At 43.8% G+C, this 26,994-nt stretch carries 26 protein-coding genes, 2 tRNA genes and 1 riboswitch; of the genes, 13 read left to right on the top strand and 15 right to left on the bottom strand.

Features of this window, described 5'->3' with window-relative positions; translation table 11 throughout:
- Positions 1-4: 4 nt before the first annotated feature.
- A complete protein-coding gene (locus tag AC25CA_RS13850) occupies positions 5-1,288 on the bottom strand; it encodes an L-cysteine desulfidase family protein (protein WP_486814423.1) in 1,284 nt (427 codons plus the stop codon).
- 234 nt (positions 1,289-1,522) lie between these two features.
- Here AC25CA_RS13850 and AC25CA_RS13845 point away from each other — a divergent pair, with 234 nt between their 5' ends.
- Entirely contained in the window at positions 1,523-2,173 is a 651-nt protein-coding gene (locus tag AC25CA_RS13845) for a GntR family transcriptional regulator (RefSeq protein WP_486814422.1), read from the top strand.
- An 84-nt stretch (positions 2,174-2,257) separates the two neighbouring features.
- On the opposite strand, the gene AC25CA_RS13840 is transcribed toward AC25CA_RS13845, so the two are convergent.
- The 3 genes from AC25CA_RS13840 to AC25CA_RS13830 all read right to left on the bottom strand — a co-directional run bounded on the left by AC25CA_RS13840 (position 2,258) and on the right by AC25CA_RS13830 (position 5,189).
- Complete coding sequence (locus tag AC25CA_RS13840; protein WP_486814421.1) at positions 2,258-3,181, bottom strand: polysaccharide deacetylase family protein; 924 nt, start codon at positions 3,179-3,181, stop codon at positions 2,258-2,260.
- 13 nt (positions 3,182-3,194) lie between these two features.
- The gene (locus AC25CA_RS13835) at positions 3,195-5,063 is read right to left on the bottom strand and encodes a YgiQ family radical SAM protein (protein ID WP_486814420.1); all 1,869 of its coding nucleotides are present in this window, start codon (positions 5,061-5,063) and stop codon (positions 3,195-3,197) included.
- A gap of 49 nt (positions 5,064-5,112) precedes the next feature.
- Positions 5,113-5,189, bottom strand: a tRNA-Pro gene (locus AC25CA_RS13830).
- Positions 5,190-5,292: 103 nt separating this feature from the next.
- Between AC25CA_RS13830 and AC25CA_RS13825 the strand changes: the two genes are divergently transcribed.
- From AC25CA_RS13825 to recD2, 8 genes are all read left to right on the top strand, one after another.
- Positions 5,293-5,760, top strand: a complete 468-nt coding sequence (locus AC25CA_RS13825) for a COG2426 family protein (RefSeq protein ID WP_486814419.1) — start codon at positions 5,293-5,295, stop codon at positions 5,758-5,760.
- A 29-nt stretch (positions 5,761-5,789) separates the two neighbouring features.
- Positions 5,790-6,557 carry a hypothetical protein gene (locus AC25CA_RS13820; protein ID WP_486814418.1) on the top strand — a complete coding sequence of 256 codons (768 nt, stop codon included), beginning with the start codon at positions 5,790-5,792 and terminating at the stop codon, positions 6,555-6,557.
- Positions 6,558-6,651: 94 nt separating this feature from the next.
- A riboswitch (SAM riboswitch) is annotated at positions 6,652-6,748 on the top strand.
- Between the two features lie 93 nt (positions 6,749-6,841).
- The gene (metK, locus tag AC25CA_RS13815; RefSeq protein ID WP_486814417.1) at positions 6,842-8,026 is read left to right on the top strand and encodes a methionine adenosyltransferase; all 1,185 of its coding nucleotides are present in this window, start codon (positions 6,842-6,844) and stop codon (positions 8,024-8,026) included.
- A 108-nt stretch (positions 8,027-8,134) separates the two neighbouring features.
- The gene (locus AC25CA_RS13810; protein ID WP_486814416.1) at positions 8,135-8,593 is read left to right on the top strand and encodes a MarR family winged helix-turn-helix transcriptional regulator; all 459 of its coding nucleotides are present in this window, start codon (positions 8,135-8,137) and stop codon (positions 8,591-8,593) included.
- 141 nt (positions 8,594-8,734) lie between these two features.
- Positions 8,735-10,372, top strand: a complete 1,638-nt coding sequence (locus AC25CA_RS13805) for an FAD-dependent oxidoreductase (protein ID WP_486814415.1) — start codon at positions 8,735-8,737, stop codon at positions 10,370-10,372.
- Positions 10,373-10,461: 89 nt separating this feature from the next.
- Positions 10,462-11,388 carry an AEC family transporter gene (locus AC25CA_RS13800; protein ID WP_486814414.1) on the top strand — a complete coding sequence of 309 codons (927 nt, stop codon included), beginning with the start codon at positions 10,462-10,464 and terminating at the stop codon, positions 11,386-11,388.
- Between the two features lie 62 nt (positions 11,389-11,450).
- Positions 11,451-11,963, top strand: a complete 513-nt coding sequence (locus AC25CA_RS13795) for a zinc ribbon domain-containing protein (protein WP_486814413.1) — start codon at positions 11,451-11,453, stop codon at positions 11,961-11,963.
- A 70-nt stretch (positions 11,964-12,033) separates the two neighbouring features.
- Positions 12,034-14,256: an SF1B family DNA helicase RecD2 gene (gene recD2 / locus AC25CA_RS13790; protein WP_486814412.1), complete on the top strand. Its 2,223-nt coding sequence runs from the start codon at positions 12,034-12,036 to the stop codon at positions 14,254-14,256.
- Between the two features lie 41 nt (positions 14,257-14,297).
- Here the strand turns inward: recD2 and AC25CA_RS13785 are convergent, their stop codons facing one another.
- Positions 14,298-15,704 (bottom strand): sensor histidine kinase, encoded by a 1,407-nt coding sequence (locus tag AC25CA_RS13785; RefSeq protein WP_486814411.1) that lies wholly within the window; start codon positions 15,702-15,704, stop codon positions 14,298-14,300.
- The gene (locus tag AC25CA_RS13780; protein ID WP_486814410.1) at positions 15,697-16,398 is read right to left on the bottom strand and encodes a response regulator transcription factor; all 702 of its coding nucleotides are present in this window, start codon (positions 16,396-16,398) and stop codon (positions 15,697-15,699) included. The genes AC25CA_RS13785 and AC25CA_RS13780 overlap by 8 nt, the downstream gene beginning before the upstream one ends.
- Positions 16,399-16,557: 159 nt before the next feature.
- Here AC25CA_RS13780 and AC25CA_RS13775 point away from each other — a divergent pair, with 159 nt between their 5' ends.
- Positions 16,558-17,445, top strand: coding sequence for an ADP-ribosylglycohydrolase family protein (locus tag AC25CA_RS13775; protein ID WP_486814409.1), 888 nt, complete (start codon positions 16,558-16,560; stop codon positions 17,443-17,445).
- A 24-nt stretch (positions 17,446-17,469) separates the two neighbouring features.
- Here the strand turns inward: AC25CA_RS13775 and hisIE are convergent, their stop codons facing one another.
- Genes hisIE through hisZ form a run of 9 tightly spaced genes read right to left on the bottom strand, consistent with a single transcriptional unit; the run spans position 17,470 to position 24,844 of the window.
- The gene (gene hisIE, locus AC25CA_RS13770) at positions 17,470-18,090 is read right to left on the bottom strand and encodes a bifunctional phosphoribosyl-AMP cyclohydrolase/phosphoribosyl-ATP diphosphatase HisIE (protein ID WP_486814408.1); all 621 of its coding nucleotides are present in this window, start codon (positions 18,088-18,090) and stop codon (positions 17,470-17,472) included.
- Positions 18,091-18,102: 12 nt separating this feature from the next.
- Entirely contained in the window at positions 18,103-18,852 is a 750-nt protein-coding gene (hisF, locus tag AC25CA_RS13765; protein ID WP_486814407.1) for an imidazole glycerol phosphate synthase subunit HisF, read from the bottom strand.
- Entirely contained in the window at positions 18,846-19,562 is a 717-nt protein-coding gene (gene hisA / locus AC25CA_RS13760; protein WP_486814406.1) for a 1-(5-phosphoribosyl)-5-[(5-phosphoribosylamino)methylideneamino]imidazole-4-carboxamide isomerase, read from the bottom strand. The genes hisF and hisA overlap by 7 nt, the downstream gene beginning before the upstream one ends.
- Positions 19,559-20,164: an imidazole glycerol phosphate synthase subunit HisH gene (hisH, locus tag AC25CA_RS13755; protein ID WP_486814405.1), complete on the bottom strand. Its 606-nt coding sequence runs from the start codon at positions 20,162-20,164 to the stop codon at positions 19,559-19,561. The genes hisA and hisH overlap by 4 nt, the downstream gene beginning before the upstream one ends.
- Positions 20,161-20,745 carry an imidazoleglycerol-phosphate dehydratase HisB gene (hisB, locus tag AC25CA_RS13750; RefSeq protein WP_486814404.1) on the bottom strand — a complete coding sequence of 195 codons (585 nt, stop codon included), beginning with the start codon at positions 20,743-20,745 and terminating at the stop codon, positions 20,161-20,163. Before hisB ends, hisH begins: the two co-directional genes overlap by 4 nt.
- Complete coding sequence (gene hisC / locus AC25CA_RS13745) at positions 20,742-21,800, bottom strand: histidinol-phosphate transaminase (RefSeq protein ID WP_486814403.1); 1,059 nt, start codon at positions 21,798-21,800, stop codon at positions 20,742-20,744. Before hisC ends, hisB begins: the two co-directional genes overlap by 4 nt.
- Entirely contained in the window at positions 21,797-23,083 is a 1,287-nt protein-coding gene (hisD, locus tag AC25CA_RS13740; protein WP_486814402.1) for a histidinol dehydrogenase, read from the bottom strand. The genes hisC and hisD overlap by 4 nt, the downstream gene beginning before the upstream one ends.
- Positions 23,070-23,705, bottom strand: a complete 636-nt coding sequence (gene hisG, locus AC25CA_RS13735; protein WP_486814401.1) for an ATP phosphoribosyltransferase — start codon at positions 23,703-23,705, stop codon at positions 23,070-23,072. Before hisG ends, hisD begins: the two co-directional genes overlap by 14 nt.
- On the bottom strand, positions 23,699-24,844 hold the full coding sequence (gene hisZ / locus AC25CA_RS13730) for an ATP phosphoribosyltransferase regulatory subunit (RefSeq protein ID WP_486814400.1): 1,146 nt from the start codon (positions 24,842-24,844) through the stop codon (positions 23,699-23,701). The genes hisG and hisZ overlap by 7 nt, the downstream gene beginning before the upstream one ends.
- A 216-nt stretch (positions 24,845-25,060) precedes the next feature.
- On the opposite strand from hisZ, the gene AC25CA_RS13725 reads away from it, so the two are divergent.
- From AC25CA_RS13725 to AC25CA_RS13715, 3 genes are all read left to right on the top strand, one after another.
- Positions 25,061-25,765 (top strand): ComF family protein, encoded by a 705-nt coding sequence (locus AC25CA_RS13725; protein ID WP_486814399.1) that lies wholly within the window; start codon positions 25,061-25,063, stop codon positions 25,763-25,765.
- A gap of 407 nt (positions 25,766-26,172) precedes the next feature.
- Positions 26,173-26,709 carry a ribosome hibernation-promoting factor, HPF/YfiA family gene (gene hpf / locus AC25CA_RS13720; protein WP_486814398.1) on the top strand — a complete coding sequence of 179 codons (537 nt, stop codon included), beginning with the start codon at positions 26,173-26,175 and terminating at the stop codon, positions 26,707-26,709.
- A 101-nt stretch (positions 26,710-26,810) separates the two neighbouring features.
- A tRNA-Ile gene (locus tag AC25CA_RS13715) sits at positions 26,811-26,887 on the top strand.
- Positions 26,888-26,994: the final 107 nt, after the last annotated feature.

Raw genomic sequence — 26,994 nt, 5'->3', positions numbered from 1 at the left:
ATGATTAGCAAAAGCTAATCTGGTTTGTCATAATGTGAAGGATTTCTAGATCTGTGTTTTTCATGCCGACTCGGCCCACATAGCCGATGCTTTTAATGGTCGATTCAATATCGTTTTGCACAAGACCTTCCCCATACAAGAAGGTATGTCCTTTCATGCTCATATGGTGGGCTAGAATTGCAGCGTCGACTGATGAGGCAACCTTGGCTGCGCAGGAGGGTTTGGCTCCATCGCAGACTATGCCGCCGATGTTAGCAATGGTATTGGTAATGGTGTTTGAAATTTGTTGGTAGCTTCCTCCATGCAAGTAAGTTATTGCCGCACCTGACCCACTTGCGGCTGTTACTGCGCCGCAGAAGGCAGATAAACTACCAATATTTCTTTTCAGATGAATGGAAATCAGATTGCTAACGCAAAGAGCACGGTATAGCTTATCTTGGCCAACTTTCAGAGACCTGGCGTATTCGATGACCGGTAATGATACGGTTAGTCCTTGGTTTCCACTGCCAGAGTTGATGACAACAGGTTTGGGGCATCCCCCCATTCGAGCGTCAGAAGCAGCGGCTGTTACCGCCTTTGCTCGCGTTGGCGTGTTGGCTCCGTAGTTTTGAAGCAAGGTCTTTCCGACTTGAGTGCCGTAATCGTGTTCAAGACCACAGGCTGCAATTTCTGAATTTAATTTAATTTGTCGATCAAGAACTTCTTTTACATCTTCGATGGCTACAGAATTTGCAAATTCTAATATGGTTTCTACCGATAGCGAAGAATCCCCACCAGCATCTTTACTTGAGGGTAGATGGTTAGGCTGTTGGAATAGAACCTTTCCATTTTTTACAATTTTTGAAATAAGGGTATGTCGATTGATAATGGTTACTTCAGCAAATTCCTCTTTGAAGCCTACCTTGGCAACCACATATAGGTTGTCAACATTTTCTTGCAGTTTGCAAGTTGTAAAGTTAGCAGCTAGAAGTTCCTGGGTTTGTTGGCGGTTTTGATCCGTTACTTTTGAAAGTACTTCTAAGTCGCCGTTGGGGTCTCCGCCGATCATGCCAAGGGTAGCGGCTGCTTCTATTCCTTTCAGTCCCCCTGAATTGGGAATAATCACGCTTTTTACGTTCTTGATTATGCTTCCACTGCAGTGAATTTCCAGAGATTCAGGGAAATGTCCCAACACTTGGCGGGCTTTTGCTGCAGCCAAAGCAATAGCAATGGGCTCGGTACAGCCTAAAGCAGGAATCAGTTCTTGCCTGAGTATCTGAATGTAGGCATCATTCATTTCCTTTTTCATAAGAATCTCCTTCTCTCATCAAAAAAATATTATTAGTACGCTTACTGATCACACCAGTAGTATATACAATAATAAATCTTTCGTCAATCTTTTTCAGAAAATTAGCGCAATGGTGAGAAATGTCTGAATGATTCAACGAAACTGAGAGATGGACAGGGAGTTGGGGTCGCTTTACAGTGGGAAGAGGAATCGATATAATTAAAGCTGACAAAAGCAATATTGGAGGGCTAAATTATGGCTGGGAAAATAAGCTTAAAAGAGAAGGTTTATGAGTCCGTTTTTGAAGATATACTCAATTATGAATTTAAACCGAATCAGATTATTAATGAAAAAGAATTGATGGAAAAATACCAGTGCAGTAAATCACCAGTGCGTGAAGCTTTATTGTCTTTATGCAACGACGGCGTCCTAAGGAATATTCCACGTTATGGCTATGAGGTGATCCGCTTGACCCGGGAGGATATCGAAGACATGCTACAGTTTCGATATCTATTGGAAGGCGGTTTGATTAAAGCGAATATAGATAAATTTTATGATGCCCAAATTACGAAGCTAGAAGAGCACGAGAAGAAAAATCGACTTGCTGATCAGGATGTTTGGACCCATTGGGAAAATAATGCAAGCTTTCATCTTCAATTGATGTCTTTCACACGAAATGAATGCGCTTACGCAGAGTTGTCGCGGGTTATGAATCGGTTGAAACGAGCCTATGCACAATTGTATTGGAATCGATGGGAGAGCGTAGTTCATAATGATACACGGTATCATCAAGAAATCATTGCCTGTATTCGAGAGCGGGATGCAAAGAAGCTCTTAATTTCGTTAAAAAAGGATATTCAAGATTTTGGGGATTTTACCTGTGAGATTATGGATTTCTTTGAATAGGATGAGTTGAAAGTATAGAAGACAAACAAAACCGCTGAGAATCAAAGGATTATTCCTTGATTCTCAGCGGTTTTGTTTGCCAACTTATTCCACTTCAAGTTGTTTATTGTCAGTACTAGAAATTCCGAAATCTTGCTCCGGTTTTTCGTCGTTCTGATCATCCGGCCTTGGTACTAGGGTCGGATCTTCAATCGGTTTTGATTGAAAAATGGATTGAAAGTCCTCCACGGATACCGATGGCGTAATCGAAAACCGGGGGAGCAATAAGGGATCCGACTCCTTCGTGACATAGCCCGTTTTAGTTGTAAATGCGAGTTGAACATCCTGATTCTTTAAGACGTCAATGGCCGCTTGACTTGCAACGCCATAGGGATAGGCGAAGGCTCGAAAGCCCGGTTCAATATGTCGGTCAATCTCTGCCCAGGCGAAGTCGAGATCTTCTTGGATCTCTTCTTGTGTTTTTACGGTTAGCATGGGCTTGTCATCTTGCTGCTGATGGAAAGTGTGACTGTGGGATTGAATGCTGAATAATTTTGAGATGGCTTTTACATCCTTCCAAGACAGTTTCTTCCCGTCCCATTTTCGTATTTCCTCTTCCAGGTTAGCAGTGATGATAAACTCCGCTGCTGGGAAATTGTAGCGATTCAAGGTTGGAAAAGCAAAAAAGAGGTTGCTGGCATATCCATCGTCAAAGGTGATCACAAAGGATTTTTCCGGCAGGGGATCTTCATTGGACAAAGATTTGCTAAGCTCCTCTAGGGTGAGGGCCTTCCATCCTTGTTGGTGCAGCCAGCCCATCTGTTCTTTAAAGGATTCAAAGGAGATAATTGCCGCATTGTAGGGCAAGGCCGCTCGTTGATTTTCTGGTAAAATATGGTGATACATCAAAACTGGAATTTGATTGTTTGATATCATGTTTTCTGTTGTGATACCTTCGTCCTCAAGTCCGAAAGCGGTTTGAGTGATTATAAAGAAAAGAAAAAGAAAGAACATGCTTTTTTTAAGCATAAAAGGAACCTCCTTATGATCGTTTGCGCTTGCGTGAAGTTCGTTTCTGGTCAGAGCGCTGTGGGGATTGGTTTGTATGGGTGTTTGAATGTTCCCGTTCAGGCTTGACTAGGGCATGATGACCGGTTCCAATTAAATCTTCTCGGTGCGCCAGATGCAAAGCTTTGCGAACAAGCCGCGCATTTCGTGGATTGCGGTACTGCATCAATGCGCGTTGCATGGCCTTTTCTTCTGGAGTTTTTGGTACATAGACCGGATTTCCATTACTCGGATCGAGTTCTGTATAGTAGATTGCCGTGGACCGTGTGCCGGGTGTTGGATAAAAGTCCTGCACCTGCTCTGGTTGATGGTGAATATCTCTAAGAAATTCGGCCAAAGCAACGGCATCCTTTAGGGTGCTGCCAGGATGAGAACTCATTAGATAGGGAACCATGTACTGATCCATACCGAGTTCCTTGTTTACTTTTTCAAATTCTTTCATAAATTGAAGATAGACATCTTTGCCGGGCTTGCCCATTTGCTTGAGGACGCGTTCAGAAATATGTTCCGGAGCAATCCGTAATTGTCCACTAATATGATGCTCGGACAATTCCTTGAGAAAATTGGTTTTCTGATCTGCTAAGACATAGTCATATCGGATGCCGGAACGGACAAAGACCTTTTTCACGCCGCGCAAATGCCGAAGCTTGCGAAGCAAGGATAGGTAATCGGTATGATCAACGACCATTTCCTTGCAGGGTTTTGGAAAGAGACATTGTTTCTTTTTGCAGGCGCCTACTTTTAATTGCCGATCGCAAGCCGGACGCCGGAAATTGGCTGTTGGTCCACCTACATCATGAATATACCCCTTAAATTGAGGATCGCCAATCATTTCTTTTGCTTCTTCAACAATCGACTCGTGGCTTCTTGACTGAACGATTCGTCCCTGATGAAAAGCCAGAGAACAGAATGAACAATTGCCATAGCAGCCTCGATTGCTGGTCAAGGAAAAACGAATTTCTTCATAGGCGGGAATGCCTTGTTTTTGATATTTTGGATGGATCTCTCGTTGGAATGGCAGAGAAAAGACCCAATCTAATTCATTTTCGTTTGCGGGCAGCATGGGTGGATTTTGTACAAGATATCGAGTCCCGTGCTGTTGGATCAAGGTTTTGCCCCGAATGGGGTCTTGTTCCTCATAGGATAATTGAAAGGCCTTGTTAAAGGCGATTTTATCAGTAATGACTTCTTCGTAAGCCGGTAGCTTAACAGCATCATAGACTTCGTCTTCTGAATGAACCAGATAACAGGTTCCGGGGATATGGTGGATATAGTTGATATCCAGCCCATTGTCGAGGTTGTCAGCGATTTCCATGATAATTTTTTCGCCCATGCCAAAAACCAAAAGATCAGCTTTTGCATCGACGAGAATCGATCTTCGAACGCGATCAGACCAATAGTCGTAATGAGCGAAGCGACGGAGACTGGCTTCCATGCCGCCCAAGATGATGGGGGTGTCAGGATAGGCTTGTCGTGCCCGTTGTGAATAGACAATGGTAGCACGGTCGGGTCGCTTGCCGGTTTCTCCTCCTGGAGAGTAGAGTTCACGGCTTCGTTTCTTTTTGGCAACTGTATAGTGATTGATCATGGAATCAATATTGCCGCTGGTGATTAAAAAAGCAAGGCGCGGTTGACCAAATCGTTGAAAATCCTGGCAGTGTTTCCACTCCGGTTGATCGAGGATGGCAACACGGTAGCCCATTTTTTCCAAGACGCGACCGATTACGGCAGCACCGAAGCTAGCGTGATCGACATAGGCATCACCAGAAACTAAAACAAAGTCAGCCTGGTCCCAGCCGAGGGTATTCATTTCCTTTTTTGTTGTGGGTAAAAATCCGTTCATTATTTTCTCCTAACGAAAAATGAGATGAACCTAAGGTCCATCTCACATATGGTCGGGGTGGCAGGATTTGAACCCGCGGCCCTCTGGTCCCAAACCAGATGCGCTACCAAACTGCGCTACACCCCGATGACTGTTCCTATTATAGCGAGTATGGAAGAAAAAATCAAGCGAAAGAAGAGAATATCCGATATAATAATATCAAGTTTTTAAAAAAGGAGAGGAATGCGCAATGCTAGAACTATTACAAGCACTTCCGGCACGAATTTATGTGATGGTCTTGGGTGCCGTACCGATCATCGAAGTAAAGGGCGCAATCCCAGCCGGTGTTGCCCTAGGTTTTTCTCCATGGGAGAGCTTGGGCTATAGCTTAATTGGAAACCTATTGATTATTCCTATTCTATTGCTGTTTTTGCAACCGATTTGTCAATTTTTACGGACCCATCATATTCCTGTCATAAGCCCAGTAACACGAGGGTTCGAAGAACGTACTGTAAAAAAAAGCCAGAAGATTAAGACGGGTGTTTACATGGGACTCTTTTTATTGGTAGCCTTGCCCTTGCCTGGAACCGGTGTTTGGACAGGCTCTTTGGCGGCATCTTTAATGAATATTAAATTTAGACATGCCCTTCCTATCGTAATCGCGGGTGGACTTGTGGGAGCATTTGCCATATTTATCATGACAAGCCTATTGGTTTAGGGTATATAAATCCTGAAAGGAGAGAGCTGATGAAAAGACGACTTTCCCTACTAGGGATTTTTTTATTGTTGATGATTATGGCTGCGGGATGCACAGGTCAACCTTTGAGCGAGGTAGAAAATGCTTTGTCTGATGCAGAAGCACAATTGCAAATTGCTAAAGAAAAAGCACTTGCTTTGGAAGAACAGTTGCAATTGACAGAAGGGTTAAAGGAAGAACTAATAAAGGATCGAAAGGTCTTGCAAGAAAAGGTTGATCAATTAGCAGATGGTATTACCATGACCATGGCGGATACGGATAATGAACAAGTGATGTGTTTGTCACTTCAGGCCATGGAGATGATTGCCGATCAAGATTTTACTGCTTTGGAAGGGATTACGGATGCGAGTACGGGAATTCGCTTTAGTCCGTATCCATATGTGAGCGCTAGTGATTTGATTTTCACAGGCAGTGCAATCAGTGATTTCTTTACCGATCCTGTAATTTACAGTTTCGGAAGCTATGATGGGAGTGGTGATCCCATTGATTTGACTAAAGCTAATTATTATTTAAATTTTATCTATGATGAAGATTTTTTGACGGCACCCCATATCAGTGTGAATTGGATCTTGGGGACTGGGAATATGATTACTAATCATGAAAGTTTTTATCCATCCTCCAAAACGGTCGAGTTTCATTTTACGGGATTCGATCCGTCTTACTCTGGAATGGACTGGCGCTCCCTGCGATTGGTTTTTCAAAAATTTGGAGCTGATTGGAAGTTAGTGGGAATTATTCATGGACAATGGACGATTTAGGCGCATGAATGCGCCTTTTCTTTAATAAAAGTCTTGAATGATTGACAGCTTTCCTGGAAAGTGATAAGGTGAACTGTGAAAATAATGAAACTGAACCTTATCAAGAGAGATGGAGGGAACCGGCCCGATGAAGTCCAGCAACCTATTTATTTAGGTGCTAATTCCGCAGCGGTAACGTTGCAAGATGAGGAGGCGCAAACCTCTTAGAAGGAGGAATACACCTCTTTCCTATGGGGTTTTTTTTGTGTCTGTAGATAGGTTCAGATCAATCAGGAGGAAATAAAATGAGAAAATGGCTTTTTACTTCAGAGTCTGTCACTGAAGGACATCCAGATAAGATCTGTGATCAAATCTCTGATGCGATTCTAGACGAAATTATGAAACATGATCCTATGGCGCGCGTAGCCTGCGAAACGTCGGTAACAACGGGCTTGGTATTGGTTAGTGGCGAAATCACAACCAATCACTATGTAGATGTTCAAAAAGTCGTTCGTGAAACGGTTCGCGAGATTGGCTATGATCGTGCGAAATATGGATTTGACTGTGATACCTGTGGTGTTCTGGTTGCTATTGACGAGCAATCTTCAGACATTGCTTTGGGTGTGAATAATTCATTAGAAAAGAAAGAAGCGGGTTCTTCGGAAGTCGATTTCGGGGCAGGCGATCAGGGATTAATGTTTGGCTACGCTTGTAATGAAACAGAAGAATTAATGCCATTGCCAATTTCATTGGCACATAAACTGGCACTTCGTTTAGCGGCAGTAAGAAAAGATGGCAGCTTGGCCTATTTGCGTCCCGATGGGAAAACGCAGGTTACCATTGAATATCATGACAATACGCCGGTACGTGTGGATACAGTTGTAATTTCTTCTCAACATTCACCGATTGTAGAACATGATCAAATTGAAAAAGATATAATTGAGAAGGTTGTATTGCCGGTTGTTCCAGCTGAATTGATTGATGAACAAACACGATTTTTGATCAATCCGACGGGTCGATTCGTTGTTGGCGGACCCAAAGGGGATGCTGGTTTAACTGGTCGAAAAATTATCGTCGACACCTATGGTGGATACGCGCGTCATGGTGGCGGTGCTTTTTCTGGCAAGGATTGTACCAAGGTAGACCGTTCGGCAGCATATGCGGCGCGCTATGTGGCAAAAAACGTGGTTGCTGCAGGCTTGGCGGATAAATGCGAAGTACAATTGGCTTATGCCATTGGTGTTGCTCAACCGGTTTCGATCTTTGTGGATACCTTTGGAACGGCGAAAATTGAAGAAGAAAAAATTGAAGCGCTTGTGCAAAAATATTTTGATCTGCGCCCGGCAAAGATTATTGAAAACCTTCGACTTCGACGTCCGATTTATAAACAAACAGCAGCTTACGGACATTTTGGACGGACGGATTTGGATCTACCTTGGGAAGCGACTGATCTTGCAGAAACATTAAGAGAAGAAGCTGGATTGGCCTAGCGTTTGAAAATGAAACAAGTCGGTTATGTGCTTGCACAGCCGGCTTGTTTTTTTGACGCCAATACCGGCCTGTGGTATTCTTAAATGAAAGAGAAAGGAGGCGATGAATTGCATAGAGAGGTTACGGATTATATTATTGGATATATCAGTCGAACAAGAAAAAATAGTCAACAAGTCATTCAAAAGCTTTTGGAAGAAGAAGGCGTTGAAGGGATTGATCCATCCCATGGAACGATACTTTCTGTTTTATTGGAGAAGGAAGGTCCCATGCAGATGAAAGAGATTGCGAAATTGACTCGACGCGATAAATCAACAATCACGTCTCTGGTTAATCGAATCGAAAAAGAAGGGTATGTTAAAAAAGTTAAATCAAGTGAAGATCGACGCGTTACCTATATTGAATTAACAGAACGTGGATTGGCTCTTAAGGAGCCGTTTTTCAATATTTCTACACGGTTGATCGACATTGCCTATGGGGAATTTGAGCCTCAAGAGCGTTTGGAATTATTGCGCTTGCTCAAGAAAATGAATAAGAGTTTTTATAAGGCTTTATCGGAAACCCGATAAAGTCTTTTTTTACGGATATAGTTGGTGGCAAAACTTTATTGCTAAAAAAATAACAAAACCCTTGCAATTGGTTTGATGAGAAACTATAATAGGATTTGAAGTTTGACGTCAAACAAAAACTGAACAAATAGGGGAGTAGTCATGAAGAAACTGTTGGCACTAATTTTGATTGGCATGATGCTTGTAACGTTCACAGCTTGTTCTTCTTCGACGGAAGAAGCGGCAGTTGCGGAAGCACAAGCAAATGATAGCACCGAGGCAGTAGAGGAAGCGGTAACAGAAGAAGCAGAAGCAGATGCAGATTCAAGTGCTTCAATTGTTGTAGATGAATCGGGATTAATGGTTATTCCGGAAATTGAAGTTGTTGAAGAAACAGAAACAAGGCAAGGCTATGACGTTGTGGTTGTTGGAGCTGGTGGAGCTGGATTAACAGCAGCAATATCTGCCGCTGAAAACGGAGCGAAAGTTGTTGTTTTGGAGCAGGAAAATATTGTTGGCGGAAATACTAGTTGGTCAGGTGCCGGCATGGATATTCCAGAAAACTGGGTACAGGCAAAACAAGGCATCAAAGATTCAATTGAATTGTATACGGAAGACACTGTAGCCGGTGGCGATCGAACCAATCTGATGGAATTGACCCATGTATTGGCAGAAAATGCATTGCCGATGGCAGAGTGGTTGCGTGATGATGTTGGTGTTAAATTTATGGATGATTTCCAAAAGCACTTTGGTGGGCATACAGTTGCTCGTGCCATCGTTGTTGAAGGCGGAATCGGAAGTCAGTTGGTGATGGCAGAGTACTTGAAGGCTCAAGAGCTGGGCGTTGTATTCAAGATGAATACGAAGGCAACAGACTTGGTAACGGATGAAACTGGACGTGTTACAGGCGTTGTAGCTGAAAATAAAGCGGGTCAAAGCTTGACATTCAATGGTGAATTTGGCGTAATTTTGGCTTCTGGTGGATTTGCAGGCAACCCTGAGATTCGCGTAAAATATCGTCCGGAATTGGATGAAAGCATCAATACGACCAATGCACCGGGACACAATGGTGATGGAATCGTAATGGCAGAAGCCTTGGGTGCGGGAACAACACATATGGAGTGGATTCAAACCTATCCATTCTGCTTCCCAACAACAGGTAAGATATCTTTTGTAGCAGATACAAGAATGTACGGCGCACCGATGGTTAATATTGAAGGTAAACGTTTCATCAACGAAAATGACCGTCGTGACTTTGTTTCTGCGGCCATCCTTTCTCAATCAGACCGATACGGTTACATGGTTTGGGACCAAGAGATTCTGACAGAAGCACGTACCCTTGAGATCTACGGCAAAGAGTATGATCAATTGCTTGCAGATGGTGTATTGGTGAAAGCAGATACATTGGAAGAAGCGGCTGCATTCTTTGGTATTGATGAAGCGGGATTGTTGCAGACTATTGCGGATTATAATGGTTTCGCAGCAGCTTATGAAGGTGGTATGGATTCAAAAGAAGCGGATACCGAGTGGAATCGAAATGCAAAAATGGCAGCAATCGACAAAGGACCTTTCTACATTGAGAAAGTGGTTCCAGCGGCCCATCATACCATGGGCGGTTTGTTGATCGATACGGAAACCCGTGTTAAAACAGCTGACGACGTAATTATTCCAGGGCTTTATGCGGCTGGAGAGATTGTTGGTGGTATTCATGGAAATAACAGACTGGGTGGAAACGCCTTGACTGATATCTCTGTGTTTGGAAAGATTGCAGGCGAAAGTATTGTAGCCGATCAAAAGTAGGAAGAAGACCCGAGAAATCGGGTCTTTTTTTAATTGACACCATGACTTTTCCTTGGTAAAGTGGGGTATCAGATTTTTAGGGAGGATTCATGGAGTTAACGAATGTGTTTTATGCAGTAATTGTATTGTTTTTGGAAATAATTTTGGGGTTCTTCCTGGTACGAATTCATATTTTCGATGATGGGATGGTGAAACGTCTATCCCGGTTTATTGGTAATGTCACCTTACCCGCATTGATCATCAGCGCACTGAACTTTACCTATGATCCGGTGATGATGAGGAATGCATCAATGATCCTAGTGAGTGGATTGGGTTATTATCTACTAGCGACGCTTATGGCTTGGGCCTATATGAAGATGATTCATGTAAAGCCGCGTCAGGAAGGGGTGCATGGTTTTGCTTTGATTTTTGCCAATGTTGGATTCATGGGATATCCAGTTATACAAGCCGTATACGGACAGGAAGGATTGTTTTACGCGGCAATTTATAATATCTGGTTTAATGTTTTTCTGTATACCATCGGGATTTTTATGTTAAGCAAGCATCAAAAGGAGGGCAATCATTTTCAGATAAAAACAATGTTGACCAACCCGAATCTCATTGCTTTGGCCATTGGTTTGATTTGTTTTTTATTTTCCATCGACAAGCCTCAACCCATAGATATGGTTTTTGAGCAGATTGGTGGATTGACAACGCCCCTTGCCATGTTGACGGTAGGTGCCATGCTTCATGGTTCTTCGATTCGAGAAATGGCTAAGAATCGGTTGCTGTGGCTGACAAGTTTTCTGCGTATGGTGTGGATGCCACTTCTGACATATTTTGTTTTGAAGCAATTTGGATTTGGTGGCTTGACCTTGGGAATTCCTGTTGTGATGGCCGGTATGCCAGCTGCTGCAAATGGCGCGATCTTTGCACAGCTTTATGATGCGGATTATCAGTTGTCGAGTCAGACGGTATTTTTAACAACCTTGTTATCCGTGGTAAGCATTCCGCTATTGGTATTACTATTGAGTTAGGATTTGATTTTGATTTTTTGTGGTATAATAATGATGAAGTTGGATAATTCGGAGGGAAAATCATGGCAAGACAATTTTTCGATCGTTTAGGTCAAAACATTAAAGAAATTGTAGATACTGCAGGAGATGCATTGGGTGATGTTGGGCGTGTTGCGGAAGAAAAGATGAGCGATTCGCGTCTTAAGTATCAGATTCGTCAGCTTGAAGCTGAGATTAAACGGGTGGAACGGGATATTGGGAAAAAGTTTGTTCTTCAAGCCAAGAAAGAAAATATCGATCTGGCTGCCTTTGAATCTGAACTTAGACAAATCGACAAAATAAATGATGAAATTCGAGGTTTGAAGGCTTCCCTAGGACAAGAAGAAGTTCAAGGGGAAGGATATTGTTTCTCATGTGGAGCACGTAATCCTGAGGATGCAAAATTTTGTCAAAATTGTGGTGCAAAGCTGGAGATCATTCGGCAAACTTATTCACAGACCTTTACGCAAGAGGACAAATCGAAAGAGGATCAACAAAGCAAAGAAAAAAGACCGACCTATGTGAATCTTGGCAAAGTAGATCAGAAGGATGAATAAGAGCGGGAAGCCGCTCTTTTTTTTATGTGTCCCTTTGGTATAATAGAGAAAGATGAAGGGAGACGACTAGATGATCGAGCGTACAGGAGAAATCATAGAAATCATTTATCGAAACGAGGAGACAGGATATACTGTCGCTGTTTTAGAGACCGACGATACCTACTTCACCATCGTGGGCACTTTTCCCTTTTTGAAAGAAGAAATGCCAATTCGCGTATCAGGCGATATGATCAAGCATCCCAAATTCGGCGAGCAATTGCGGGTTGATCATTACGAGGAAGTTCCGCCTACGGATGTCGATGGGATCCTCAAATATTTGGGATCGGGTTTGATTCCGGGAATTGGAACAAAGACAGCAAAGCGGATTGTGGACGCCTTCGGCGAAGAGACCTTGGATATCTTGCAATACAATCCAGAGCGATTGAAATCAGTCGATGGTATTGGTCACAAGAAAGCGGAAACCATAGCGACCGCCTTCCAGGAACAGCGGGGAATTCGTGAAATCATGTTGTTCTTACAGAATTACGGGATAGGTGTTGCCAATTGCTTGAAGATCTATAAAGCATACGGAAATGACGCTGTAAAAAAGGTAAAGAACAATCCTTATATGCTGGCAAAAGATGTGAAAGGAATTGGCTTTGTTAAGGCTGACCGGATTGCAACAAGCCTGGGCATTGATCCCAATTCATCTTTTCGAATTCATGCAGGGGTTCTTTACTCCCTGGAACAATTGACCAATCAGGGGCATACCTACGCGCCAAAAAATATGCTTGTGCGCCAAGCCAAGCGACTTTTGGGGGCTGAGATTCTGCCTATTGAAAATACGATTCTTGAAATGGCAGCGAATCGGGAATTGAAGGTGGTAGCGGGTGGTGAAGAGGATCAGGTGTATCTGCCGGCCTATTTTGCAGCGGAAGCCTTTAGTGCTCAGGCCTTGATTACCCTTGCGACAAAAAACATAGACCGTGATGAGGAGATGCTGAAGGCTCGTATTCAGTCGGTTCAGGATCAGAAAAAAATAGATCTGGCATTGACCCAGCAGAAAGCGATTCATACGGCCTTAACATCTGCGGTAACGGTGATTACCGGGGGTCCGGGTACGGGAAAGACGACAACAATTAATACCATTTTGGATCTTGCGGAAGATCATGACTTGGATATTCTATTGGCAGCACCCACAGGACGGGCTGCCAAACGGATGGCCGAAGCGACGGGACGGGAATCCAAAACGATTCATCGATTGCTGGAGTATGGCCGATCTGAGGGGGGAGAAGGACTTAATTTTGGTCGAGATGAAGACAATCCCTTAGAAGGGGACTTGATTATCATCGATGAGGCTAGCATGATCGATATTTTGTTGTTTTATTATCTTTTGCGGGCGGTGCCGCCGGAAGCCCAGGTGATTTTGGTCGGCGATGTGGATCAATTGCCTTCTGTGGGGGCTGGCAATGTGCTTCGTGATGTGATTGAGAGCGGGGTTGTGCCGGTGGTTCGATTGACAGAAGTCTTTCGACAGGCGCAAGAAAGCATGATCGTTGTCAATGCCCATAAAATCAATCAGGGAATGGAACCAGAGATGAATCAAAAGGAGAAGGATTTCTTCTTTATTCGAGAGAATCATGATCAGGTACTGAATACTGTTGTGGATCTGGTTGTCAATCGTTTGCCAAAATGGAAGGGGTTTGATCCTTATCAAGAGATCCAGGTGTTGACGGCAACTCGAAAACGCGGTGTGGGGGTATTGCCTCTTAATGAAGCGCTGCAGGCGGCTATGAATCCAACGGGTGCCAATAAACCGGAAATTGAGTTGGGGACAATCACCTTTCGCCTTGGGGATCGGGTGATGCAAACCAGGAATAATTATCAAGTTGAGTGGAAGCGGAAGGTTGATGGCGTGTATTCCGGTCAAGGTGAGGGCGTGTTTAATGGAGATTTTGGTCGAATTACCGGGGTTAATGTGAAAGACAAGCAAGTGACCGTGCTTTTTGACGAAGAGAAGGAAATCCTCTATGAATACAACCAATTAGAGGAAATTACGTTGGCCTATGCCATCACCATCCATAAGAGCCAAGGAAGTGAATTCCCAGTGGTGGTCATTCCACTGTCGAGTTTGCCGCCAATGTTAGAGACTAGGAATCTAATCTATACAGCCATTACGCGTGCCAAGCAGCTTGTGGTTTTGGTCGGGCAGACGCGGGTTTTGGAGCGTATGATTCAAAACAATCAAACGGAAAAAAGATATTCAGGTTTAAAGCAAAAATTGCAGAAGGCAGCCGAGTATTTAATGGATTAAAAGAAGCACCCACCGCAGGTTCATAGCGGTGGGTGCTTCTTTTATCGTTCGATTTCAATTTTATCGATTTCCAAATCACAATTACATTTTTTCGAAAGAAGAATGGAAAAGGTAGAACCAGAAGGGTCCGAGTAGAGTGAAATCTTGCCTCCATGCTTCTCGATGATCTTCTTTGTGATAGCTAATCCAAGTCCGCTGCCTCCGGTTGACCGATTTCGATCTTGATCGGCACGGATGAAGGGCTCGAAGATATCGGCTTGGTAGGCATGCGGAATACCGATTCCGTCATCTTGGAACACCAGACGAACATTTTTTTCATCTTCAAGTAGTCTGATCTTAAGTTCGGTTCCTTCCGTATTATACTTAATGGCATTGTCGACTAAGTTCTGGAAGGCTCTGCGCAGTTTTCGTTCATCAATTTCACAAGCAATCTCTTCTTCTGGAATCTCAAAGACGTATTGGAAGCCAGCTTCTTCCAGTTCTGGGATGCAACTGATGGCAAATTCTCGTAAGAACTCGGGCAGATCAATAGATTTGCACGCAATTCTAAGATTAGGCGCTTGTAGTTGAGAAAGCTCCGCCAAGTCTTGCAAGAGGTAGTTGGCCTGCTTTCCGTTCTTTGAGATAATTTCAAGATATCGTTTCATTTCATTGTGTTGCTGATCATGATGAGGTGCTTGGTTCAAATTTCTCAAAAGTATCTCGCTATAGCCAATAACATTGGTCAAAGGTGTCTTTAGGTCGTGGGAAATATCGACAATCAACTGATTACGAGAGGCTTCTACTTCTTTTCGCTTGAGTATCTCTTTAGAGAGATTACTCGATAAGTCATTGATTGCGTCACGCACTTGATCGAATTCAGAGTTGCTGATAAATTCAATCTCTGCGTCATAATCACCACTTTGAATGGTTCGAACCCCATGCATCAAGGCATTGAGTGGAGCTAGAAACTTATAGCCCAGACGCTGCGAGATAACATGAATGGTTAAAAATACGAGCAACAAAAAGAATCCGACGCTAAAAAATATTACATCGAAGGAAGCGGAAGGATCTGCATTCGGCACAAAGAATAAAACAAATTCTTGACTGTCATCTTCGGGATAATGGGCATAAATATCTAAATAATGATTATTTAGAAACATGTTGATTTCCTTTTGAGAGTACTTATATCCGGGCCGCCGTTTGCTGTTGTATTGATCAACAATTTGATTGTTGTCATTGATAATTTCGATCTCGACACCCTCGGGTAAGTTGTTGATCCGAAAAGCCTCTTCGGGTCCAAATTCGACAACATCTTGATAGATTTCATCAAAGTTCAAGAGCGTATCTGCGTGAAAAATTGTGTTATAAGAAAGGCTAAAGAGGATGGCTAGAAAGATTTCTACCATCAAAAGGATCATAAATATGCTGAATTCCCATTTGAGTTGGCGCTGTAAAGTTTTAGTCACGATGGGATTCCATTCGATATCCGATTCCGTGAATGGTTCGGATATACATTGGATTTTTGGTATCATCTTCAATCTTATTTCTCAAGAAATTGATATGAACCATTACCGTATTATTATCTCCAAAAAAGGGCTCGCCCCAGACGTTTTCAAATAATTGTTTTTTAGTGAAAGTGGTGCCAATATTCTCCATAAAGAAAGTCAGCAATTTCATTTCCATGGGATTGAGTTTAATAACCTCATCATTTTTCTTACATTCAAATCGTTTTTGATCCAAGCGAAGACTTCCATTATTCAAAATGGATGATTGTGTAGGCGCGTAAGCCGTATACTTCGTATAGCGTCTGAGTTGCGCTTTGACTCGTGAGAGCAGTTCGACCATACTGAAAGGCTTGACCAAATAATCGTCAGCACCCAAGCCGAATCCGACTACCTTGTCCTCGTCTTTTCCCTTTGCGGTTAAGAGAATAACGGGTACTTCACTTTGCTCACGAATTTCTTGCAGGGTTTCAAGTCCACCTTTGACTGGCATCATCAGATCTAACAAGACTAGATGGAAGCTGTTTGGATGAAAAAGATCAATGGCAGCCTGGCCGTTTTCCGCTTCTACGACGGTATATCCGTCGGTTTCCAAATGCATGCGGACGAGCTCTCGAATTTCTCGATCATCTTCCGCGATTAGGATTTTCATTTCCATTTGAATTCCTCCCCAATACTATCATTATACAGATTAAGCAAGCGGAAGGAAATTTTTTAAAACTATTTTTAACAAATTTTAAGAAGAAAGAGAAAAGGCCAAGGCCATTCGTTTCTTATTTCTTTTTCGGGTATGTATAGGATAGAGAGGAGGATGCCTATGTATCGTAGACTGCAAGGATTATTATGGGGGAGTTTGGTTGCGGATTCCCACGCATTAGGTGTTCATTGGATTTATGATCAAGAACGAATCCGTAAGGAAGTTGGATTGGTTGAAGAGTTACTGCCGCCAAGTACACATTATCATCCGGGAAAAGTGGCTGGAGATTTCACCCATTATGGGGATCAAACCCTTTGGCTGCTAGATTCTTTAGATCAGAACAAGGGCTGGAATCGGGATCGATTTTATCTGGAATGGAAAGTGAAGATGGGGAAGTACAAGGGTTATCATGATCACGCAAGTCATGAGACTTATGATCAGATGATGGCTGGAAAATTTCCCGCTGGATCCATGAGTACGGAGCTTGGTGGGGCGGTACGGATAGCGCCTTTATTGTATTACTATTATAATGACCCAAATCTGTTTAACTATGTGCAAGAGGAGACTGCGATTACACATCGTTCCAGAAAAGTTTTAGACGCGGCTCAGTTTTTAGCAAGTGTAGTAAAGCTGGTCGTTGAAGGGGTTCAACCCATGGATGCTATAGAAAAAGCTGTCAGCGATCTTCCGGCCGATAGCACCATTGGGCCCTTGATCACAAAGGGCTTGAAAGCAGATTCTTTGCAGGCCAATGATGTGATCAAGAATTTTGGTCAAACTTGTGATATTGCCCATGCGCTTCCATCCAGCATTTATCTGATTAAATGTTTTGAGGAAAATTATGCCTTGGCACTTGAAGCCAATGCCATGGCGGGCGGAGATTCGGCGGCGCGTGGCATGTTTGTGGGGATGGTTTTGGGGGCTTTTCATGGCGTCGAGGGAATTCCAAAGGCTTGGATTGATGCCCTGCGAGAGAAAGAAACGATTGAAAAATTGATTGGTGGATAAAAAAATAATGCGAGCTTGCTCGCATTATTTTTTGTGTCTTTTTTTCAATTCTTGCATAATTTCATCCCAAGAGATTTCTCTTTCCGCAAGAAGCACGGTCAGGTGATAGACCAGGTCGGCTGTTTCGTAGACCACTTCTTCCCGGTCGGGATTTTTTGCCGCGATGATGACTTCGGCATTTTCCTCGCCAACCTTCTTTAAAATTTTATCGATGCCCTTGTCGAACAGGTAGTTGGTGTAAGAACCCTCGACAGGGGTTTCTTTTCGCTCTAGAACCAAGCTTTCCAAAATGCTGAGCATGGTTGCCTTAGGCAGGGGAGACTCATCCAAGGTGCGGTAGAAGCAAGAGGTCTTGCCGGTATGGCAGGCGGGACCAGCTGGATTCACAAGCACCAGTAAGGTATCGCCGTCGCAATCGTAGAGAAGAGAGCTTACGGCTTGGGTATTGCCGCTGGTTTTGCCCTTGTTCCAGAGTTCTTGGCGGCTTCTGGAGTAAAACCAGGTTTCTTTGGTCTCCATCGTTTTTTTCAAAGATTCCTCATTCATATAAGCCAGCATTAAGACGGCACCGCTTGTTTCGTCCTGGACGATTGCCGGGATTAAACCAGCTTGGTTAAATTGTAGTTTGTCGATTGCAAGTTTCATATTTTGTCCTCCTTACCGGATAATTAATCCGCGGTTGCGTAAATAGTCTTTTAATGTCGGAATGGGAATTTGTTCATAGTGGAAGACACTGGCAGCCAGGGCCGCATCGGCACCGCCTTCTAAGACATGAGCAAAATGAACCATTTCTCCGGCACCGCCCGATGCGATAATGGGGATGCCTACAGCCTGGCTGACGGCCTTGGTAATTTCCAAGGCATAGCCTGTTTTAACACCGTCAGCATCGATGGCGTTTAGACAGATTTCACCGGCTCCAAGGGCTTCCCCTTGTTTTGCCCATTCAACCACATCAATGCCAGTGGCGGTTCTTCCACCGTGAATAAAGACTTCCCAATGATCGCCCTGATTCTTGGCATCGATGGAAAGAACGACGCATTGATTGCCATAGATGCCCGCAGCCTGAGCGATTAATTCTGGGTTGAGCACGGCTGCCGTATTGACGGAGACCTTGTCGGCACCGGCCAATAAAACCTTTCGAAAGTCATCGGGCGTTCGGATGCCACCACCGATGGTAAAGGGAATGCGCACCTCTTCCGCTACCCGTTCTACGGTATCGAGGAAAATTCCGCGATTCTCCGAAGAAGCGGTGATATCGTAAAAGACCAACTCATCTGCCCCTTCCAGGGAGTAACGCCTAGCCAGTTGGACCGGATCTGCAACGTCTTGAATGGATTTAAATTTCTTTCCTTTTACCACCCGGCCGTGGTCAACGTCTAGGCAGGGGATAATGCGCTTGGCTAACATGATTCTTCCTCCGCAAATTCGCTTAATTGAATGGCACCTTCGTAAAGGGCTTTGCCGGTAATTGCGCCATAAAAACCATGCTTTTTCGCTTGAAAAAGATCATCATTGGATCGGACACCACCGCTTACAATCAGCTGTGCGGGAATTTTTTCTTTAATTTCAGTCATAATTTCCAAATTGGGTCCTGTCATGGCACCGTCACGTCGAATATCGGTGACAACAAAGGTATCAATGCCCATGGCAAAGAGTTCCTCGGCAAAAAGCACCGCATCAATAGCGGATCCCTTCACCCAGCCTTCCACACGGACAAGCCCGTCCTTGGCATCGATGGATACAGCAATTTGTCCTGGAAATTCTCCTGTGAGTTTTTTCAGCAAACCGGGATTGTTGACGGCTGATGTGCCAAAAATTACTCGCTGCACGCCGGCTTCAAGGTAGGCGCGTGCCTGGGCTTCGGTTCGAATGCCGCCGCCGACCTCAATGGGAATGGCAATGGATTTTGCAATATTCATAATGGCTTCATGGTTTTGGGGCTGGCCAGTAAAGGCGCCGTCAAGATCAACAACATGGAGCCATTTTGCTCCCTCTGCTTCCCACTTTTGGGCCATGATAACCGGATCTTGGCCATAGACAGTTACTTCTTCTTTTTTGCCTTGAAAGAGGCGGACACATTGTCCGTCTTTAATATCGATAGCTGGAAAAACAATCATCCTATCATCTCCTTAAAATTCATTAATAGTTGCAGGCCTACATCGGCGCTTTTTTCCGGGTGGAATTGCATGCCCAGCACATTACCTTTTTGAACAAGGGCTGGAACCATTTTGCCATATTCCGTTGCGAAGATCACGTCTTGAGGATTCTTGCAAAGGGCGTGATAGGAGTGAACAAAATAAACATAGGAATCGTCCTCAATATTCTTGGTAATGGGACTTTCGTTCATTTTGGTCAGGGTATTCCATCCCATATGCGGGACTTTTGGAACATCTTCAAAGCGAACGACTTCGCCTTCGATCAATCCTAAGCCTTCCCATTGGCCGTCTTCGTAACTTTTTTCAAAAAGAACTTGCATGCCAAGGCAGATGCCCAAGAAGGGCTTTCCACTTTGGGCTTCTTCCTTTAATAAATCGATTAGATCGTACTTTTTTAGATTTTTGATGGCGTCTCGAAAGGCGCCAACTCCCGGGAGGATAATGGCATCTGCTGCCCGAATGAATTCGGGGTCTCGGGTGACTTGGGCGGGAATCTCAAGAAGTTTACATACATGGCGGACATTCTTTAAGTTTCCCACACCGTAATCGATGATCGCGATCATTCGATCACCCCTTTCGTTGAAAGATACCCATTGATCGTTGGATCTATTATGCACGCTTTTTTTAATGCGCGTCCAACTCCTTTGAAAACGGATTCAAAAATATGGTGCTGATTGCGACCGGAAAGGGTCGAAATATGCAGATTGATCTTCGCGTTTTGTGCGAAGGCGATAAAAAACTCTTCAATGGTTTCACATTCCAAGTCGCCGACATGCTCGCGTAGGTTTGGGACCTCGTATACGAGAAAGAATCGACCGCCGATATCGGTGCAGACTCTAGAGAGGGCTTCGTCCATGGGTGTAAAGGTCGTGCCGTATCGAATCAAACCTTTTCGGTCACCCAAGGCTTGACGAAAGGCTTGTCCCATGACAATACCGATATCTTCGACAGTATGGTGGGTGTCCACTTCCAAGTCTCCGTCGGTCTGTAGTTTTAGGGTGAAACGGCCGTGCTTGGCCATTAATATGAGCATATGGTCGAAAAATCCAATTCCTGTTGAAACGGATGATTTTCCTTCTTCAAGACTTATGGTGCAATTGATTTTGGTTTCCAAGGTGTTACGTACGATGCTGGCAGTTCTCATGCATGCACCTCCTTAAAGATGGTCAGTAGCTGATCGTTTTCTTCGGGCTTGCCAATGCTGATTCGCAGACAATTCTTTAATAAGCCTGAAGATTGATATCCGCGGATTTGGATGGAAGATTTAAGGCAGGCCTTTTCGATATTTTCGGCCTCTTCCGAGCGAATCAAGATGAAGTTCGCCTTGGTTGGAAACAGGGAAAGACCTGGGTATTCTACTAGGGTGCGTTCCATTCGATCACGTTCCTGCAACAAAAGCGAGATTTGTTTTTCAAAGAGTTGTTTGTTCTTCAAGGCAACCATAGCGATGGCCTGGCTAGCTGCATTTAAATTATAAGGAGCGCGAACCCGATCCAGTGATGCAATCAAAGATGCGTCAGCCACCGCATAACCTACGCGAATCCCCGCTAGGCCATAGGCCTTGGAAAATGTGCGGGTGACAATTAGTCGCTGACAAGTATTGATCTCATGAATCATGGATTCGCCGTAGAATTCGATATAGGCTTCATCCACAAGAACTAAGCTTTTCGTTGAATGAATTAGAGTCATGATCTCTTCTTTGGAAAATCCCTGTCCGGTCGGATTGTTGGGGTTGCAAAGGATAATCAATTTTGCCTTTGATGCATTGGCTTGACTCGCCAATTCTTCTAGGGAAGCCTGCAGGGTTATTGGGTCAGCTGAAACATGGATAAAGTTTGCGCCTTGCACCTCAGCAAAGAATTGATACATGGAAAAGGTGGGGGCCAAGCTGATAATGGTGTCATCGGGATCGATAAAGGCTTGAACAATCATTTGAAGGATCTCGTCAGATCCGTTTCCGCAAAGAATCTGATTTTGCGAAAAGCCCATGTCCTTTGCTAAAGCGGCCCGAAGGGGCGCAGCATCGATGCTTGGGTAGCGATTCCCATTGCACTCAAAGAGGGCATTCATAATCTCGTGTTTTAAATCGCGAAAGGGATTGAATGGATTCTCATTGGCATGAAGCATGACCTCGTATTCGCTGGTATCGGTTTTATATGGCATGATCGCCTGCACGTTCTTGCGCAAATATGGATTCATGACTCGACTCTCCTTTCTATGGCGTAGGCGTGGGCGTCGAGGCCTTCTTCTCGTGCAAAGGCGGCGACCCGTTTGCTTACAGCCGATAAGGCGGTCTGATCATAGAAGACCAGACTGCTTCGTTTGCAATAATCATAGGTGCCAAGGGGGGAGGCGAATCGAGCCGTGCCGGATGTTGGCAAGGTGTGATTGGGTCCTGCAAAGTAATCCCCGATGGGTTCTGGTGTATAGGGACCAATAAAGATTGCGCCGGCATGGCGAATTTTAGGGACCCATTTCATTGGATCTTTCATCTGTAGTTCAAGGTGCTCTGGCGCCAGCATGTTTGAAATGTCAACGGCTTCTTCCAGCGTGCTTGTTAGGAAGATAGTGCCGTAGTTTTCTAAAGATGCTTTTATAATGGTTTGTCGATCTAACTGGTTCAATTGAATTTCGATTTCAGCTTGCACACTTTTTGCTAAAGCTTGACTCGTGGTAATCAAAATAGAAGCGGCTCTTTCGTCATGCTCTGCCTGACTTAAAAGATCGGCAGCGACAAAGATTGGATTGGCAGTTTCGTCGGCGATGATGGCGATCTCGCTGGGACCTGCGATCATGTCAATATCCACGCGGCCAAAGACTTCTTTTTTTGCCAGAGCAACGTATAGGTTTCCGGGACCGACGATCTTGTCAACGTTTTTAATGGTTTCCGTCCCGTAGGCCAAGGCGGCAATCGATTGAGCGCCTCCAACTCGATAGACTTCATCGATACCTAAAATAGCCGCTGTAGCTAGAATAATGGGATGAATTTCACCGTTATTCTGTGGTGGAGATACAAGGGCGATTTCTTGTACGCCTGCAACTTGTGCGGGAATGGCTGTCATCAGAACTGTTGAAGGATAGGCGGCTTTTCCACCGGGAATATAAAGACCCACACGGTCAAGGGGGGTAATTTTCTGTCCAAGCTTTACGCCGGGCCGGGGTTCTGTCCACCAAGTTTCTTCGACTTGTTCTTGATGAAAGGATCGAATATTGTCAGCTGCTTCCGTAATGGTTGCGATCAATTCAGGATCGCAGGCTTCCAGGGCTTCTTTCAGTGTTTCCGCCGCTACCTTCAAGGGGCGGGGAAAGGAACAATCGAATTTTTTTGTGTAAGTCATCAGGGCGGAATCGCCGTTTTGTTGAATGTCTTGAAGTATGTTTCGAACAATTGATTCTGCTTGAGCCAGATCGCTGTCCGCACGGTTTAAGAGGGTGTCGAGATCTTTTTTGGTTAGGTCTCTTGTATGCTTAACGATCTTCATAGCGGTTCAACGTCTCCTCTCTTAGGGTTTCGATTAAGGCTTCAACAATATTTCCTTTTGTTTTTAAGGAGACCTTGTTGACGATTAAGCGGGCGGAGATGGGATGCATCTCTTCCAATACCACCAGTCCGTTTTCCTTTAATGTTTTACCACTTTCCACAATATCCACGATCACGTCGGACAAACCCATAATGGGCGCCAACTCGACGGAACCATTCAAGTGAACAATTTCCGTTTTGATTCCCTGCTTTTGAAAATATTTTTTAGCGACATTGGGATATTTGGAACCGATTACCAATTGCTGGCGACGAATTTTCGTATTCGGGTATCCAGCTACACAGATTCTGCAAGCACCCATTTTCAAATCCAGCATTTCATAGACATCGGGTTCGATTTCCATCAAAATATCTTTTCCGACAATGCCGATATCGGCAGCGCCTTTTTCCACATAGATGGGAACGTCCATGGATTTGACAAAGGTAAGACCGATGGTTTTCGTTTCATCTTCGAAGACTAGCTTTCGGCTTTTCTTTGAGTAGTCTGGGAACTGATAACCACTGGCCTGAAGAAGTTCGATAGCGATTTCTGCCAGGCGTCCTTTTGCTAATGCGATTTTTACCATTGAATTGCCTCCTTCAGATTCCGTAGGTCGACAACCTCTTGATCAGCTGGTGAATTTGCGCCTTCTGAAAGGGTGATAACGATGGAACCACTTTGTCTTTTAACTCTTGCTTTTTGTAGAATCAGTTTTCTGGTTTCCTTGGAATATCGAACCACCTCAGGAATCTGTGCAATTGCCTTTGGCAATAGGGTGCTGAGATAGCTGAGGTTGAGGCCAAATCCGCACGCAGGTCGATTGGGACCAAATTGCGTACTCAAATCATTGTAGCGACCACCAGATACAAGAGCGGTTCCAGCATTTTGCATATATCCCTTGAAGATCAATCCCGTATAGTAATGCATACGATTGGTAAAACCAAAATCGAGTTGCAGTGGCACATCAATCAGATCTTTCAAATTCTCGACAACCTGCGCAAGATTAGAAACGGCATTTTCCATTTGCTCGTTTAGACATAGGCTTCGCGCTTCCTTTAATACGGCTTGAGGCTGTCCGTATAGTTGGGGAAGACGTAAAAGAGCGCGTGCACCCTCCTGAGAAAGATCCCAAGTGCGAATGGCCCGTTCAAGTTCCGGTAGATTTTTGCTTTCTACGTACCCCATCAATTCTTTCTCTTGTTCCTTTTGTAGGGATAGAGACTCAAAGAGCCCTGCTAGGAATCCGGCATGACCCAGATCAAAATGCAGATTATTCAACTGAAGAGCGAGAAGGGCTTCAACACCGATGGATATAACTTCGGCGTCGACTTCAGGGGTCGCATCGCCAAAGGTTTCAATTCCTGCTTGATGCCATTCACTTAGGTCGCCGACTCCTGCTTCCGCCTTTCGGAAGATTGTTGTTTGATAGGAAAAGCGCAAAGAATTTTCTTGTGGATAATTCATTGCGACCATTCTTGCTAGGGGAACTGTTGCATCGGGACGTAATACGAGAACACGACCCGAAGCATCGATGCATTTCAACATGGAATTGCGATCCGGTGCACCTGGGAAGTGATATAGGTCGTAGGATTCAAAGCTTGGGGTTTGTACAGATCGGTATCCGTAGGATTGGAAAAGACGACGGATCGTGGTTGCCGTTTCTTCGACAAGTTGCAAATCTTCACTGGTTAAATCACGTACGCCATCTGGAAAGTTTTTTACCATGAGTTTCTCCTTCTGTTGCTTTATTACGCTAAAGCGATAAAGTATTTACTCTGAGTATATGGGTCTTTCTCTATCATGTCAAGAAAAGAATCAAAGAAATATAATTGCCAGACGTAATCTTGTCGCTTTAGAAATTTTGAACGTTATTTCACTGTTTTTTCAGAAGAAAGACAGAAGGGGTTTTCAATTGCCTTATAATAGAAGAGAGGTGATCGTATGTGGTCAGATTGGATTTATCCAGAGACGGATATTTGTTTTGCTTGCGGCGACTATGTAGAAGGATTGGGAAGGGCAAAATTTTGTGCGTCTTGTCGTTCGAAGTTATCCCCAGTAGGCAATTCCTATTGTAGGCGGTGTGGAAAACCCATTGCTGATGGCGAGTATTGTGAGTGGTGTATGAAGTATTCGCGCGGATTCTCGCAAGCCTGTGCACCTTACCTTTATGAAGGATTGGCCAGGGAATTGATTTTGCGCATGAAATACGAGAATCATCCAGAATTGGCACGAGCATTGGCAGGAGAAATGGCTCTCTTTTTTGAAAAACGAGAAGATGTGAAGAAGGTCGATGTTATTGTTCCTGTCCCAATCCATCTCAAGCGATATGGCAAAAGGGGATATAATCAAGCGGGTTTAATGGCACATGCCTTGGGAAAACGATGGGGACTTCCTGTGGTTGAGGATTGGTTAATTCGAACAGAAGCGACAAAGGCTCTTAAGGAATTAACAGCAGCTGAACGAAAGTTCAGTTTACGTCATGCCTTTCGATTGAACTCAAAATATGAACCAATTGAAAAGCCCAATTGCATCTTGCTAATTGATGATGTTTTGACCACGGGAGCGACTGCGGAAAGCTGTTCCTTGGAATTCCTTAAGTGGGAAACTAAGGAAATTGTTGTTTTAACTTTTGCCACTCGTAGATAGGATTCACAATTTATTCACAAGTGGAAATCTCTTAAAGTGGCTAACCATCAGTTATGCACAAACTTATCCACATGATTCACAATAGGAAAACAAGCATTTCCACAAGGCAGAAATACTTATCCAGAAGCCTGTGGGGATAAGTGGGGATAAACATTCTGAAAATTAGCAACCACGCGGCTTTGACCCTGTGGATAACAAATGATTAGAATGATCTGAAAATAGTGACTAAGGGTCGGAAGGCTGATGGTTTTGCGATTTTCCTACTTTTTACATATCCACAAACTTATCCACATTATACACAGCAATTACAATGACGATTACATGTTAGAATTCGAAAAATAACGGTATAATATATATAACCTAGTACCCCTTGAGGGGAACGGATCGACCTGGAAGGAGATGTGAAGATGAAAATCAAAATCGTAGGCAAAAACTTGAATGTTAGGGAATCACTTCAAAGGAGGGTCGAATCAAAGCTCGGAAAGTTAGATCGCATGTTTAATCAGGAAGTGGAGGCGACAGCCACTTTCACAAAGGAAAAGGATCAGCATATTATTGAGGTGATGATTCCTTTTGCAGGTGCCTTAATGAGAGCTGAAGCATCAAGTTTCGATATGTATGATTCTCTTGATCAAGTTGTTGAGATGCTTGAACGGCAAGTTCGCAAGCATAAAACCAAATTAGAGAAGAGAAAGCATCATGGTGCATCTATTCGTTTCGGAGATATTCCAGAATACACAGAATCGGAAGAAGAAGAGATTCAAATTATTAAGCACAAGCGGTTTGATATGAAATGGATGAATCCTGAAGAAGCAGTTTTACAAATGGATTTATTGGGACATGATTTCTTTGTTTTTTTTAATAGTGACACGGAAGAAATGGCTGTTGTGTATCGAAGAAAGAAAGGCGGATTTGGGATTATTGAGTCAACATCCGTTCAATAAAAAACGATAAACCTAGGGGGAAAAACCCCTAGGTTTTTTTATGATTTTACCTTGACTTTTATGGATGAATTCGATATCATGTAGAAGTCGCAAAAAGACAGGGGCCTATAGCTCAGCAGGTTAGAGCGCACGCCTGATAAGCGTGAGGTCGATGGTTCGAGTCCATCTAGGCCCACCACTTTTAGAATTTATTCTAAACTAAAAAAACAGATCACGATGAAGAATCCGTGGTTTGTTTTTTTTTTGTGTAAAAAAAATTAGAATTTGAAAGGCAAAAAGACCCGT

The organism is Gottschalkiaceae bacterium SANA (assembly GCA_036323355.1).
Lineage (GTDB): Bacteria > Bacillota > Clostridia > Tissierellales > GPF-1 > GPF-1.
The sequence above is the reverse complement of the archived record's forward strand: the minus strand, read 5'-3'. Positions and strand labels throughout refer to the sequence as shown.